At 40.3% G+C, this 15,276-nt stretch carries 12 protein-coding genes; 7 read left to right on the top strand and 5 right to left on the bottom strand.

The annotated features are described in order from the left end of the window. Positions 1-3 precede the first annotated feature (3 nt). The 3 genes from IGI52_RS08880 to IGI52_RS08870 all read right to left on the bottom strand — a co-directional run bounded on the left by IGI52_RS08880 (position 4) and on the right by IGI52_RS08870 (position 2,568). Positions 4-1,218, bottom strand: a complete 1,215-nt coding sequence (locus IGI52_RS08880; RefSeq protein WP_438781100.1) for a phosphotransferase — start codon at positions 1,216-1,218, stop codon at positions 4-6. A 245-nt stretch (positions 1,219-1,463) separates the two neighbouring features. Beyond that, positions 1,464-1,940, bottom strand: coding sequence for an MGMT family protein (locus IGI52_RS08875; RefSeq protein ID WP_127979467.1), 477 nt, complete (start codon positions 1,938-1,940; stop codon positions 1,464-1,466). 100 nt (positions 1,941-2,040) lie between these two features. Next, positions 2,041-2,568 carry a CDP-alcohol phosphatidyltransferase family protein gene (locus tag IGI52_RS08870; protein WP_438781098.1) on the bottom strand — a complete coding sequence of 176 codons (528 nt, stop codon included), beginning with the start codon at positions 2,566-2,568 and terminating at the stop codon, positions 2,041-2,043. Positions 2,569-2,783: 215 nt separating this feature from the next. Here IGI52_RS08870 and IGI52_RS08865 point away from each other — a divergent pair, with 215 nt between their 5' ends. Then, positions 2,784-3,350, top strand: a complete 567-nt coding sequence (locus IGI52_RS08865; RefSeq protein ID WP_049219775.1) for an NAD(P)H-dependent oxidoreductase — start codon at positions 2,784-2,786, stop codon at positions 3,348-3,350. 46 nt (positions 3,351-3,396) lie between these two features. Here the strand turns inward: IGI52_RS08865 and mgrA are convergent, their stop codons facing one another. After that, complete coding sequence (gene mgrA / locus IGI52_RS08860) at positions 3,397-4,398, bottom strand: L-glyceraldehyde 3-phosphate reductase (protein WP_438781097.1); 1,002 nt, start codon at positions 4,396-4,398, stop codon at positions 3,397-3,399. A 289-nt stretch (positions 4,399-4,687) separates the two neighbouring features. Here mgrA and IGI52_RS08855 point away from each other — a divergent pair, with 289 nt between their 5' ends. From IGI52_RS08855 to IGI52_RS08845, 3 genes are all read left to right on the top strand, one after another. Next, positions 4,688-5,539 (top strand): DUF368 domain-containing protein, encoded by an 852-nt coding sequence (locus IGI52_RS08855; protein WP_438781095.1) that lies wholly within the window; start codon positions 4,688-4,690, stop codon positions 5,537-5,539. 319 nt (positions 5,540-5,858) lie between these two features. Continuing rightward, positions 5,859-7,298, top strand: coding sequence for a proline--tRNA ligase (proS, locus tag IGI52_RS08850; RefSeq protein ID WP_176675008.1), 1,440 nt, complete (start codon positions 5,859-5,861; stop codon positions 7,296-7,298). Positions 7,299-7,892: 594 nt separating this feature from the next. Then, on the top strand, positions 7,893-8,864 hold the full coding sequence (locus IGI52_RS08845) for a D-2-hydroxyacid dehydrogenase (RefSeq protein ID WP_438781092.1): 972 nt from the start codon (positions 7,893-7,895) through the stop codon (positions 8,862-8,864). 25 nt (positions 8,865-8,889) lie between these two features. Here IGI52_RS08845 and IGI52_RS08840 read toward each other — a convergent pair whose 3' ends face one another. Continuing rightward, a complete protein-coding gene (locus IGI52_RS08840; RefSeq protein ID WP_438781091.1) occupies positions 8,890-9,825 on the bottom strand; it encodes an aldo/keto reductase in 936 nt (311 codons plus the stop codon). A gap of 1,028 nt (positions 9,826-10,853) precedes the next feature. Here IGI52_RS08840 and hisS point away from each other — a divergent pair. The 3 genes from hisS (at position 10,854) to IGI52_RS08825 (ending at position 15,016) form a co-directional block, all read left to right on the top strand. Beyond that, positions 10,854-12,152, top strand: coding sequence for a histidine--tRNA ligase (hisS, locus tag IGI52_RS08835; RefSeq protein ID WP_438781089.1), 1,299 nt, complete (start codon positions 10,854-10,856; stop codon positions 12,150-12,152). Between the two features lie 57 nt (positions 12,153-12,209). Beyond that, complete coding sequence (gene aspS, locus IGI52_RS08830) at positions 12,210-13,982, top strand: aspartate--tRNA ligase (protein WP_438781087.1); 1,773 nt, start codon at positions 12,210-12,212, stop codon at positions 13,980-13,982. Positions 13,983-14,137: 155 nt separating this feature from the next. Further along, the gene (locus IGI52_RS08825; protein WP_034876875.1) at positions 14,138-15,016 is read left to right on the top strand and encodes a YitT family protein; all 879 of its coding nucleotides are present in this window, start codon (positions 14,138-14,140) and stop codon (positions 15,014-15,016) included. Positions 15,017-15,276: the final 260 nt, after the last annotated feature.

Genomic DNA, 15,276 nt, shown 5'->3' with positions numbered 1-15,276 from the left:
CTTTTAGGCTAAAATAAGAGCGTTTTCATTTGTTGCGGGTAATTGAGTTAAAAAATTGTTTCGGGTGGTACAGATCAGCTGGCAGGCTTCCTCAGGTGTGGTTAGCAGCTGTCTATTTTTCAACAGTTTCTGTGCCAGCATCATAGAGAGTCCCTTAGCTAAAAAGCTTTCTTGTGGGTTGATTAAACTGTCAAAATCAGGGAATTCTCCTAAATTTGCGATTCGATTGATGTTAGCCATTGCCAGATAACCAAGCGAGTCTTGAAGAATCTCTAAAAACTGTTCCTGTTGATCACCTTTGATATTATTAGAAAAAAAAGTGAAGTATGTTTGGTACGTATCCTTGATTACCTGCAGCAGATCCGAACACATGGATTCATTACCTCTAATAGTGAATGCCGAATATTGTGACAGGATATTTGCCAAGAAGTACCCAATATCATATGAGAAGGGGCCCGTCATGGTGTATTCCATATCAATCACCTTAAAGGATATTTGTGAAACAAAAATATTAGAAGAATGAAAATCACCGTGGATCAAGCATTCATCTTTACTAGACACGCGTTCAATCAATTCTTCCCAATCCCGCTTAACTGCGGCATCCTGCAAAATAGTGTCCAAGATGTCTAATAGTCCTTCTTGATGGGAAGTCAACGCTTGATTCGTTCTAACCGGCGGCTTCAAAATAAAATCGGTAATGATCTTTCGCATGTCAGCATTTTTAAAATAGCTTGCTAAGGCTTGCCAATACTCGTCAGACAACCGCAGCTTAGAGGTTGCTACATGTGTTCTAGCAAGGTATTCTCCGACTTGTTTTCCTAACCGCGGCAGCTGTTCACCTCGACAAAGGGCAAAACGCAGAACGGTCAGGTAAGAAAGATCCTCCATAATAAATAAATGTGCCGCTGGGTCCGCATAGTAGGTTTCTGGAACCATCTGGGGAGCCAAACCTGCCCGTAATTGATACGTCATATATTCCAAATAATTCCGTTTAGGGTCAATCGGAGCAAGGGAGATGCCGCTGGAAATCGTCTTTTTTGAATGTTTGGCAATGTATTTTTTATTTCCCTGTTTTAGAACATAGAGATAATTTAAATAGCCATCAACGTATTTGTCTTTTTCGTTGGAAAGAACGGACACGATGAGGGGACTAGTTTGATCAAAAAGTTTGGTTCGCTGAAGCAAATAATTGGCAAGAGTGTGCTCACTAATCTCCATCGTTTTCCTCCTGTTCGAGCAATCATTAATCTCGGAATTTCATGCGTTGCCAACATGTCAGTGGTGTTCACAGAAATCCTATCCTATCAATAATTTTATCGAATCTTATAGTGAAAATATATAATAAAAATATGCACACTAAAGGCTTTCCCCAAAAAGCCCTTGAGCGCTTGGATCAGAGGGAAATGTTGAAAAAAGTGAGCAAAAAAATACAATAAAAAAAGCCGTTCTCGAAACGAAAACGGTTAGAGTACATACATAGATTCTTCAAAATCCTCCACGTAATAACGGAAGTTTTTCCTTCCTCGGCGAACGATTTTGTGCCCTTCAGCCTCAAGTTTTTCGATCTGGGCCTCCACGCCGCCAGGGAATTTCGGGTTGATTTCTCCTTTGGCCTTCAGTGTTCGCCAGTAAGGTGTGGGATTCGTGTCGCGCTGCTCGCTAGCCCAAGCTGCGATAGAGATGAAGGCACCGGCTGTGATGGGTTCGGTAAAGTCGCCGTCATTTTCTTTGGCCAGATGCTCTCTGATGGCACTTGTTGTGATAATTTTGCCAAAAGGAATTTGTTTCATGATTGCATCGTAATCCAGTGGTGGGGCAAAGTACATTTTTGTTCCACCATAGCGTTTGATCGTGGCTTCATCGGTTACGATCTGCATTTTCGGCATTCCTTTATCTTCGTTTAGCATGGCATTAAAATCCTTTTGATCCTCATTTGCCATGAGATTCGCCTCCTAACTTCTTTATGAATAAGGTAGTCATTACGCGCGCAATTCCTACCTATAGTGTACCGAGTTTAAAATGACCCTGCAATGAGACAGTTTATTTTTTTTGAAAAAAAGTTGTTACGTTTTTATCTAATGTCTGAGTAGTTGAGACAATGATCAATTCTTCGACTGAGGATAAAAGGGCGCAGGTCAAAAGAACGATCCCAAAGGTTTTGATTGCAATGAGTAATAGTATAATCGGTGATAAAAAGAGCAACAGACCGGTTAACTTGTTTAAGTAAGTATGCAGACTGGTGAATTGATGAAAACGAGAATAGCCGATCAAGTAGGAAATGCAGCGAATGAGTGCAACTGATAATGCGCCCCAAAGAAGAAAAGCTGGAAGCGTGATTGTCAGTACAACCTTTGCGATGACGACGAGAAAGAAAAGTAAATCTGCCAAACTGTCTAAAAACGTACCAAAGGGGCTTGTCCAGTTCATTTTGCGGGCTAACCAACCGTCAAGCATATCCGTCAGTCCAGCAAAAAAATAAAGTGGAAAGAACCATTTATTTGGTACAAAGAGAATTAGTAGCGAGGCGAGGATTCGTAAACAGGTAATAATGTTTGGAATGAATTTCATATAGGACTCCTTCTTAAATACAAGCATAAAAAAATAATTTCTATTATTTCGTCTTTACTAACCCTACTGAAGGTAGTGGATGAACAAATAAAGTAGGATATTTTCAGAAATATAACTTAACTTTATCATGATCTTAGCTAGTTTGAAATCAAACTGAAATCAGAATGCAATGATTTTGTGCTATTTTTGATAAAAAGGGTAAAGAGGAGTGCGAAATGACAACAACATTGATTATTGATCATCCCTGGAAGGAAAGCTTTAATCATGCTGTCTTGAACAAGCTGATCGCTGGGTTGGAGCAAGATCAGAAAATCTATCAGGTGATCGATTTAAATAAGGACGGCTTTGATCCAGTCATGAAGGAAGAAGAGTTGGCAGTTTATCAAAGCGGTTCGGTTTTAGATCCATTGGTTTTGCATTATATGAATTTGTTGAAGGTAACCACTCAGCTGGTTCTGATCTTTCCGATTTGGTGGTATAGCTCACCCGCAAGTTTAAAGGGCTTTCTTGATAAGGTGCTGTTAAATGAATTCGCTTTTTTTGATGGTGGAAATGGGATTCAGCCGCTTTTATCGGTTGATTCGGTGGTCGTTTTTACTACCTCTGATCAGCCAACGGTCAGCTTAGAGCAGCGGTGTACCCGCAGTTATAAGCATCAGTTGACGACGACATTAGAAGATATCGGCATGCGTAATATTTCCTGGTACCATCTAGGAGCTGTTAAAAATACTACTGAGGAAGAACGAATCGAATATTTAGATTCGGTTTACGAGAAATTATAAAGAAACTTCGAGGCTCTCTCTATGTCAGAAAAGCCTCGAAGTTTTTTTATTTTTTAGTTAGTTTGGCTAATATAGCGTCAACTTGAGTCAGTTCTTCTTTACTAAAGTCTAAATGATCTAAGGCTTTCAGGTTATCTTCTAATTGACTGACGCGTGACGCGCCAATCAAGACACTCGTAACGGTCGGTTGACGCAAGTTCCAGGCTAAGGCCATTTCTGCCAATGTCTGCCCGCGTTTTTCAGCAATGTCATTTAGTTGTTTAACCACCTCTATGGTAGATTGAACGTTGTCTTCTGTTAAGAAAGGACTATCTGAACGATGCGCGCGGGAATCTTCGGGAATACCGTGTAAATAGCGATTTGTCAACAGGCCTTGCGCCAAGGGACTGAAGGTGATCGTACCTATTCCTTCCTCTGCTAAAACATCGGTCAATCCATCTTCGATCCAACGGTCGAACATATTGTATCGTGGTTGATGAATGATAAAAGGTGTTCTTAGTTCTTGGAAAATCTTGCTGATTTCAGCTGTTTGTTCCGTGGAATAATTTGAAACCCCAACGTATAAGGTTTTCCCCTGACGAACTAGCTGATCTAATGCCAGCGCGGTTTCTTCTAAAGGCGTGTCAGGATCTGGTCGGTGAGAATAGAAAATGTCTACATAATCAAGTCCCATACGCTTCAAGCTCTGCTCACAGCTGGCGATGATGGACTTTCGGGAACCCCATTCACCATAAGGTCCCGGCCACATATAATAGCCGGCTTTTGAAGAGATGATTAGCTCATCACGATATGGAAACAGGTCTTCCTTCAAGATTCGTCCGAAATTGATTTCTGCCGAACCTGCAGGTGGCCCATAATTATTTGCTAAATCGAAGTGAGTAATTCCATGATCGAAGGCGGCTCGAACAATGGCCCGCTGATTGTCCAAAGTGTCAACATCGCCAAAATTATGCCACAAGCCTAAAGAAATCGCGGGAAGTTTCAAACCGGATTTTCCTAAACGTCGATAATCCATTTTCTCATAGCGTTGTTCATTTGCTAAATACATAATTGACCTCCTAAGAAACAAATTTTCGCGTTCTTTAAAACGCTTACTTCTGATTATCCGCTTTTTTCAACGATTGTAAAGAAAGAGAGCTGATTATAAGTGAGACAGAAAAAAATTTTTTATAAAAGTGATGGTCTTTTTATGATTTATTAGGTGATTATAAGAAATTCATCAAATTCTCAAAAGTTTCTTTAAGTTTTCACTCGAACTCCCTGAGTTGGTCTTGCGTCAGTTTCTTTTTATCGTTACACTGGCTAAGATATAAAAGAAAGATGAGGATTATTTTTTTATGGAAAACGAAAAAGTTACACAGCCGAATAAAAGCGACTGGTTTTTACGCTTCATCAAAGGGATGTTCATCGGCTCTGGATTTATTTTACCGGGTGTCAGCGGCGGGGCGTTGGCAGCAGTATTTGGTATTTATGAACGAATTATTTCTTTTTTAGCCCACATTACTAAGAACTTTAAAGAAAATGTTTTGTTCTTTATTCCTGTTGGGCTGGGCGGATTAGCCGGAGTTTTCGTGTTATCCTTTGCTGTCAGCTTTTTACTTGGCGAATTTGAAACGATCATGCTATGGTTCTTCGTTGGCTGTATTATTGGAACGGTTCCTGCGTTATGGAAAGAAGCGGGAAAAAAAGGTCGAGATACCAAAGATTATATAATTATCGTCGTTAGTTTTGTGGTTGGTTTCTTATTCTTGTGGAAGGGTTCCAGCTTGTTTGGAACTGTGGATCAAAACTTCTTTACTTGGATGATCGCGGGGACATTGATTGGATTAGGTCTGATCGTTCCGGGACTAAGCCCTTCAAATTTTTTGGTTTATATGGGTATGTATAAATCGATGGCTGATGGCTTCAAAACGGTGGATATGGGTGTAATTATCCCGATCGGAATCGGTGGATTGGTTACGGTTTTAAGCTTATCTAAAGTAATGGACTGGGTGTTCAGCCATTTTTATGCACCGATGTATCATTTTATTTTAGGAATTGTTTTTGCTTCGACCGTTATGATTGTACCGACTGATTATAGCGGAATCGGCATCCTTGGATTCCTTGGTTGCGCGGTTTTATGTATTTTAGGTGCTGCTTTAGGATGGTGGATGAGCCGACTGGAAGAACGTTACGTTCCAGAAGATTAGAAAAAAATTTGAATTTAGGGCTTGCATTTTTGATGAGAAGTCTTTAATATGGTGTTAAGCATTTGGAATAGTAATAAATTTTATCGGCAGCAGAGAGTTGATTCACCGTCTGAAAGATCAACACGCCCTCTGGAATTTATGAACCTACCAAAGTTGATTGCTGTGAAAGCAGCACGCGACTCTAGCGTTATTGGAGCTGAAAGTTGGGTCAACAAGTTTTGACCAAGCAAGGTGGTACCGCGAAATTATCCGTTTCGTCCTTACAATTATGTAGGGATGGAACGGTTTTTTTATTTTTATTTTCTAGGAGGATGCATGAATGACAAACTTACAAAAAGAAGATTTTTCTAAATGGTATTTACAAACAATTCAAAAAGCTGACTTGATGGATTATTCACCTGTTCGTGGCTGTATCATCTTTAAAGCTGATGGTTGGGAATTATGGGAACATATTCAAGAGGACTTTAACAAATACCTAAAAACCCAAGATATTCGTAATGTTTATTTCCCAATGCTGATTCCTAAACATTTCTTGGAAAAAGAAGAAGAGCACGTAGAAGGTTTCGCCCCTGAGTTGCCTTGGTTAACAAAAGTAGGCGATGAAGAATTGGAAGAACCATACGCGTTACGTCCGACATCTGAAACCTTGATCGGAGATGCATTCTCGAATTGGATTAATTCTTACCGTGATCTTCCTTACGAAATCAATCAATGGGCAAATGTCTTCCGCTGGGAGAAAAAGACCATGCCATTCTTGCGTACATCAGAATTCTTATGGCAAGAAGGACATACGGCTCATGAATCAGAAGAAAATGCACGTGAGCGTACAATGGGTGTGTTAGAAGCCTACGCAACCTTGATCGAAAATACGTTAGCAATTCCTGTTTACCGTGGACAAAAAACACCATCTGAACGTTTTGCTGGTGCTGTAGATACTTATTCTGTAGAGGCAATGATGCGTGACGGGAAAGCCGTCCAAGCAGGAACGTCTCATTACCTTGGTCAAAACTTTGCGGAAGCCTTTGATATTAAATTTTTAAACCGCAACAATGAGCACGAATTCGTGTATACAACTTCTTGGGGGATTTCGACACGTTTGATTGGATCATTGATTATGGTTCACGGTGACGAACAAGGATTAGTATTACCACCAAAGGTTGCACCAACACAAGTTATTTTAGTACCAGTTGGACCTTGGCAAAAGAACCCAGAAATCTTAGATCGCTTAAAGGAATTAAAAGTAGCCTTAGCAGCAAAAGGTTTACGTGTTCGTATTGATACTACGGATAATACACCAGGCTACAAATTCAACGAGTGGGAATTGAAGGGTGCAGCATTACGTGTCGAATTTGGCCCACGTGATCTAGAAAATAATCAAGCCGTTATCAAAATGCGTGACTTAGATGATAAGGAATCCGTTTCATTAGACGGTATTGAAGATTATATTGTAGAACAATTAGATGTCATGCAAGAACGTTTATTCGAAAGTGCGCAAAAACGTTACACCGAAAACGAGCACACTGATATCGACACATTAGATGAATTGAAGGCCCATATCGAAAAATCAAAAGAATCTGGCGAAGTTCCAGGCTTTGTCTTGATCGGATGGGACGGTACCGAAGAAACAGAAGCCAAGATCAAAGAAGAAACTGGCTTCACGACGCGAAACATTCCATTTAACCCGCCTGTTGAAAAAACAGTCGACATCGTTAGTGGAAAACCTGCGAAGCATACCGTTTGGATTGCTCGCGCATATTAATTTGAGGAAGTCCGCAACAGAATCACTTTTTATATAAAATGAGTTTTTGCAATTACTGTTAAATCAATCAGCCACCAGTAAGCAGGACGGTCGGGAATTTGGTTTCCCAAAAAGGTTGATCTGTGCGGTTATATTCTTAGAGCCTGAGGCGATCAAAGACATTTGATCGGCTCAGGCTTGTTTTTGCGAGTTCTGCTTTTCGCAGTGTTTTCAAAGAGAAAACTACATAAATGTTTTGGGAATAGTTAAATAGAAAGGTTTAGCAGAATCGTATGCGTACGAAGATAAAGTATTTTTTCCGCTTTTTGGAAAAATGGCTTCTTTACTTGTGAGCTAGCTGTCAGTCTAACTTTTCGCAATTGTTCAAAGTTTGTTCAAAGTTGGACGCGCTATTAAATTATCTGGACCCAATATTGATAGAAAAGCTTATTAGAATCGAATACTACCTAACGATTGAAAGTGATTAAGAGATGGAAGCGACTATCTTTTAATCACTTTTTTTGTGGGTAGAATGACAACATGTCCGAAGCCTGTTTGCAGCTAGATGGAATCAATGCTATTGTTGAATGAAATAATAGACAGAGGAGGCCAATGATGAAAATTGTTGTACTAGATGGCTATGCGTTAAATCCTGGCGATTTAAGCTGGCAAGGTTTTGAAGAATTCGGTGAAGTGACTGTTTATGAGCGTACTTCTTTTACGGATAAAAGTGAAATTATTGAGCGAATCGGTGATGCGGAAGCGATATTGACAAATAAAACACCGATCGATGAGGAGATTTTGGCAGCCGTTCCTCAATTGAAATACATTGGAGTCATCGCGACTGGCTACAATGTGGTGGATATTGTAGCATCTGAAAAGCGGAATATACCAGTAACGAATATTCCAGCTTATGGAACGGATGCGGTGGCGCAATTTACTTTTGCCCTTTTACTAGAGATTGCCAACCAAGTAGGTGTCCATAATGCTTCTGTACATCAGGGAGAATGGCAAGAGAGTGTTGACTTCACGTATCAGAAAACGCCTTTGATGGAGCTTCAGGGCAAGACAATGGGACTAGTAGGTTATGGGGAAATTGCGCAGGCGACAGCGGTAATTGCTCATGCGTTTAATATGAAGGTCATCTATTGGAATCACCGTCCAAAAGAAGCTCAGGCTGAATGGGCGCAGCAGGTTTCTATGGAGGAGCTTTATCAGCAGTCAGACATCATCAGTCTTCACGTACCTCAAACGGCAGAGACTCAAGAAATGATTAACCAAGAAAGTATCGCGAAGATGAAGGATGGCGTTATTTTGTTGAACACAGCTCGCGGCGGACTATTAGACGAAGCAGCGGTTGCTGAGGCCTTAAATGAAGGAAAAATATTTGCGGCAGGTGTTGATGTGGTCTCAAGCGAGCCGATGAAGAAGGGCAACCCATTACTGACCGCTAAGAACTGTTTCATCACTCCGCATATTGCGTGGCGACCACTAGAAACGCGAGAACGCCTGATGGCTATTGCGGTGGATAATTTTGCTGCTTTTCTAGCTGGGAAAGAGAAAAATGTGGTAAATAAAAGAGCATGACGGATAAAGTCATGCTTTGTTTCTTCTATTTAAATAGTTGATCTATTTTGTCGTAGTCTTCCGTGGATAATCGGATATCGACCGCTTTGGCATTTGCCTCTACTTGTTCTGGACGTTTTGCACCAGGGATGACGACATCGATTTGTGGGTGCTTCATATACCAAGCAAGAACCAATTGTGCCACAGTCGCATCGTAGGCTTTAGCGATTGGTTTTAATTGATCTACTTTTTCGATGACTTCAGTGAAGCGTTCGCCATTGAAGTCAGGTCGTTTGCTTCTTGGGTCGGATTCCTCAAAACGATCTTCTTTTTGATATTTTCCAGTCAATAAGCCGGAAGCTAGAGGAAAGTATGGAACAAAGCTGATTCTCTTTTTTTTCAGATAAGGGAAAAGCTCTCCCTCAAGTTCACGATGAATCAAGCTATAGCGTTCCTCAACAATATCGACATAACCGTCTTGGTTGGCTTCTTTTAATTGTTCTAATGAGAAGTTTGAAACACCAATCGCACGGATTTTTCCTTCTTCTTTCAGCTGATGCAGCGCAGCGACGGCTTCATTTTTTGGTGTTGCTTCATCTGGAAAATGAATGTAAAAAATATCGATATAAGTTGTTTGTAATCTTTGGAGAGCTTCTTCTACAGATTTTCGCAGAAATTCTGGTGAGTTGTTGAATTGATAATTATTCTCTGGATCATGTGCGGCTTTTGTCGCAATAATAATGCGTGAGCGGTCAAATTCTGGCTCCTGTAAGACTTCACCAATCAGTTCTTCTGAACGACCATAGCCATAAGCAAAAGCCGTATCTAAGACTGTAATTCCATTATTAATGGCTGTTCGGATCACATCTTTTCCAGTTTCGTCGTTTAAGTTTGGATGAATATTGTGTCCGCCGACAGCATTTGTTCCTAGACCTAAATCGCTTGCATAAACGCGTGATTTTCCAATTCGTACATCTGACATATCGCATTCGCTCCTTTTACTTACCGTTAGAGAATTTCAACGGCGTTTCTTCTTCAAGTTTAAGATAAAGTTTTAAAAAAAGCGATTAATCTATTTTAATTCCTGCCAAGCTTGATAGTAGCGTATATTTTTCAGTCTAATAACTATCATGGGAAAAGCGGGAACTTCTTTTTTATCACCGGAAATTACTTGACTTTCAAGTCTTTTTTTAGTAGCTTAAGAAGAGATAAAAACATCAATGAAACATCTAAGAAGGAACTAGTAAATTACGAAAAAGCGTACAGAAAAAATTGCCTTGGCTGAAAGCAATTTCGTGAAAAGTAATTGAAAGACAGTCTGGAGATGAGCGCGTGCAAAGCCGCTCCGTTACGCAAGCGTTAATTGCTCGAGAAAAAGAGTGAAGCTCTTTTTAAAAATAGGTGGTACCGCGATATTTTCGCCCTTGTTCATTCGAGCAAGGGTTTTTTTTGTCAGTTGTCAGTTCCGCTTTTCGCAGTGTAAAAGATCGATATATGTTCACTATTTTAAATGGAATGATTGATCGTGTTGTTTAGCGGAATGATATGCGTACGAAGATAGGTTCATTTTTCCGCTTTTTGGAAAAATGATTTCCACGATGCTGAGCTAGCTGCCGATCATATGCTTAATATCAAATGGAGAATAATTTGTAGAACAGTCTTATTAACTAATTAAATACATTAATATGAAAAAGGATTTCAGTTCCTCTTTTCCCAGTAATTATAGTTAGAAAAGAGGATAAAGATTTAACAAAGAATAAGTTGAGGAAGTCTAGAGGAATGTCATACGGCTTGAAAATCGAACTTATTTTTCTGGCAAGAAAAATAAATACATTAATATGAAAAAGGATTTCAGTTCCTCTTTTCCCAGTAATTATAGTTAGGAAAGAGAATGAAGATTTAACAAAAAATAAGTTGGAAAAGTTTAGAGGAATGTCATACGGCTTGAAAATCGAACTTATTTTTCTGGCAAGAAAAATAAATACATTAATATGAAAAAGGAGATATACCATGAGTTATCAACGACCAAAAGGAACCAATGATATTTTACCGGGAGAAAGTGAAAAATGGCAGTTTGTCGAAGAAACAGCTCGGTTAGTATTTAATGATTACCAATATCAAGAAATTCGGACACCCATTTTTGAACATTACGAAGTGATTTCGCGCAGTGTCGGTGATACGACCGATATCGTTTCTAAGGAAATGTATGATTTCCATGATAAAGGAGATCGTCATGTGACCCTTCGCCCAGAAGGAACGGCACCGATCGTGCGTGCATATGTCGAAAATAAATTGTATGGACCAGAATTCAAGAAGCCTTACAAGGTTTATTACACTGGACCGATGTTCCGTTACGAACGTCCGCAAAAAGGTCGTTTGCGCCAATTCCATCAGATCGGCGTAGAGGCCTTTGGCAGTGAAAACCCAAGCTTGGATGTCGAAGTTATGGCGATGGCGATGGATTTCTTCAAACAATTAGGAATCAATCAATTACGTCTTGTGATCAATACGCTGGGGGATAAGGAAACACGGACAAATTATCGTCAAGCTCTGATCACCTATCTTGAAGCGCATGAAGAAGAGCTGAGCGAAGATTCACGTCGACGTTTGCATGAGAATCCACTGCGTGTGTTGGATAGTAAGGATCGCAAGGATCAGCCAATCGTGTCCGATGCACCAAGTATTTTGGATTATTTGAGTGATTACGCGAAGGAATATTTCGAAGGGGTTACGAAAACCTTGGAGTACCTAAATATTTCCTACGAAATCGATCACCGAATGGTTCGAGGATTGGATTATTACAATCATACAATCTTTGAAATCATGAGCGATGCTCCTGGAATGGGTGCACAAACAACTATATGCGGCGGTGGACGTTACGATGGTTTGGTAGAAGAGTTGGGCGGACCAGAGACACCTGGAATCGGATTTGCGATGGGAATTGAACGAATTCTATTAACGCTGGAACAAGAAGACGTGATGATTCCAAGCGCAGCAAGTCTGGATGCGTATGTTGTTGGTCTTGGTGAAGCAACAAATATGGAAAGCTTAAAAGTTGTTCAAGCGATTCGCGGTTTTGGTTTTTCTGCTGATCGTGACTTCATGGGACGTAAAGCGAAAGCTCAATTCAAAACGGCAGATAAGGAAGGGGCAAAGCTGGTCCTGACTTTAGGTGAGGATGAGTTGTCCAATGGTGTAATCAACGTGAAGGATTTAGCGACACGGGAAGAAAAGGCGTTTCCTTTAACGGATATCTATGAAGATTTTGCGGCGATCTATGATGAAATGACTATGCCGAAACTTGATTAATCGAAATAAATCTTACCTAATAAGGAAGATTACTTAAATAAATGGAGGAATGAAAAAATGGCTAGACGTACAGTCTATTGTGGACGAGTGTCCGAGGAGTATATGGATCAAAAGGTAACATTAAAAGGATGGGTACAAAAACGTCGTGATTTAGGCGGGTTGATTTTTATTGATCTGCGTGACCGTGAAGGTATTGTGCAGGTGGTCTTCAACCCAGAAGAATCAAAATCCGCTTGGGAAATTGCGGATCAATGCCGTAGTGAATATGTAGTTGAAATCACTGGTACAGTCATTCGTCGGGATGCTGGTGCGGTGAACAAAAAAATGGCAACCGGTGATTTTGAAGTCAAAGGTGAAGAAATTGTCATCCTAAATAGTGCCAAAACACCACCATTTTCAATTGAAGATGAACAAAATATCAGTGATGAAGTGCGTTTGAAATATCGTTATATGGATTTACGTCGTCCGAAGATGACACAAAACTTGATGATGCGCCATCGTTTGACGCAATCAGTTCGTCGTTTCTTGGATGATAATGACTTCTTAGATATTGAAACGCCATACTTGGCTAAATCTACGCCAGAAGGTGCTCGTGACTACTTGGTTCCTTCACGTGTTCATCCGGGGCATTTTTATGCATTGCCGCAATCACCGCAAATTTTGAAGCAATTATTGATGACTGCTGGCTTTGATCGCTATTATCAAATCGTGCGTTGTTTCCGTGATGAAGATTTACGCGGGGATCGTCAGCCAGAATTTACCCAGATCGATATTGAAACAAGCTTTTTATCAGCAGAAGAAATCCAAGATTATACTGAAGCGATGATCGCGCAAGTCATGAAAGATGTGCGTGGTGTTGAAGTGACATTGCCATTCCCACGAATCACTTGGGATGAGGCGATGGAACGCTATGGTTCTGATAAACCAGACACTCGTTTTGATATGGAATTGATTGATGTGACCGATATCGCTTCTGCCACAGATTTCAAAGTCTTCCGTATGGCTTCAGATAATGGCGGTGTCGTTAAAGCGTTAAATGCAAAAGGCGCAGCGGATAAATACTCTCGTAAAGAATTGGATCGCTTAGGTCAATTCGTTGGTCAATTCGGCGCTAAAGGCTTGGCTTGGATCAAGGTGGATGAGAACGGCGAATTAACTGGGCCGATCGCGAAATTCATGGGCGGTGTCAGTGATGAGTTGAAGAAAGCAACAAATGCCGAAGCAGGCGATGTCTTGATGTTTGCGGCTGATCAATTCTTAACAGCCGTAACAGCTTTAGGTGCGGTTCGTTCGAAAGTTGGGAAAGAATTAGGCTTGATCGATGAAGACCGTTTCGATTATCTATGGGTAGTGGATTGGCCACAATTTGAGTTTGATCAAGAATTAGGTCGCTACGTTTCTGCTCACCATCCATTCACGATGCCGATGGAAAAAGATATCGAAAACTTGAAGGATCATCCAGAGAAGGTCTATGCGCAAGCCTATGATATCGTTTTAAACGGCTATGAATTAGGTGGCGGCTCACTACGTATTAATACCCGTGAACTGCAAGAGCAAGTCTTTGAAACATTAGGTTTCACACGAGAAAGTGCCAATGAACAATTCGGTTTCTTATTGGAAGCATTAGATTATGGCTTCCCTCCAATTGGTGGGATCGCACTTGGCTTGGATCGCTTTGCGATGCTGTTAGCAAATGAAGACAACATTCGTGAAGTCATTGCCTTTCCTAAGAATGGGAAAGCAGCAGAACCAATGACTGATGCACCAAGCACAGTGTCACCATTACAGCTTTACGAATTGAGTATCGATGTCACGAAAATCGAAGAGTAAAGTAGCAGGCATTAATTTGCTGTTTTTCTAAAGTTTTTACATGAACTCTAAGAATATACTAAGAGAAGCGCCTACCTCCATGGTAGGTGCTTTCTTTTTTTCATGAAAATACGTATAATGTGAGTGAAATTTTGAAATGAGGCGGACAGGACATGATGAAAAAGAAGATAGAGGAGTGGCCCCATCACGATTATGCCACCCGATTATCTGTCGCAGTTGTTTATGCATTTTTAGCGGCGATTGCCGTAAACTTTTTTTACCAGCCAGGACATATCTATTCCAGTGGAGCCACCGGCTTTGCACAAATTTTAACAACGTTATCGGATCGGGTTGTCGGTTTTACCGTGCCTGTATCGATCACCTTATTTTTGATCAATGTGCCCTTATTTTTCTTGGCATGGTTCAAGATTGGTCATAAGTTTACGATTTTTACCTTCATTACTGTTTTTTTAACATCGTTCTTCATTCATATTATTCCCCAGACAACATTGACGAAGGACCCAATTATCTGTGCGATTTTTGGCGGAGCAATTATGGGTGTTGGGATTGGATTTGCTTTGAAGAATGGTCTATCTTCTGGCGGCTTAGACATTTTGAGCATCGTGATTCGTAAGCGAACAGGGTCTTCGGTTGGATCAATCTCCATCATTTTCAATGTGATGATCATGCTGATGGCGGGAATTCTATTCAGCTGGCAATACATGTTTTATTCTGCTTTAGCTATTTTTATGAGTGGTAAGTTGACCGATGCGCTCTATACGAAGCAGCGGAAGATGCAGGTGATGATCGTTACCAAATGTCCAGAACGTGTGATTAATTCAATCCAGGATCATATGCGTCGTGGAATAACTATCATTAATGAAGCAGAAGGTGCGTATAAGCATGATAAGCAAACCGTTCTGTTTACTGTAGTTACCCGCTTTGAGTTGCCATTACTAGAATCAATCATGCGGGAAAATGATCCCGATGCGTTCGTTAGTATTTCGGAAAACGTACGGATTATGGGGCGCTTTTACGAAGAATCAATGGATTAAAGATTAAGTGTCGCGTTTTGACAAATAGGACTGATAGAATAATTATGAACATCTAAGGTAGAAGAAAAGTCTACTTTAGATGTTTTTTAGAAAAAGGATTTTTTTAATGAGAGCTAGTTGTCAGTTCTATTTTTAATGGCTACGTATATGAAAATACTCCAACTAAATAAAAGGAATTAAGCCATTCTGATCGAATTATTTTAATAAAAAAACTTAAATATTTAGGAAATACTTTTTTTATGGAGAAATTGTTGCAGTTT

It is taken from the genome of Enterococcus sp. DIV0187, from assembly GCF_051713785.1.
GTDB classification, from domain to species: Bacteria; Bacillota; Bacilli; order Lactobacillales; family Enterococcaceae; genus Enterococcus_A; species Enterococcus_A avium.
This window is presented reverse-complemented; position numbering and strand designations above follow the sequence as displayed.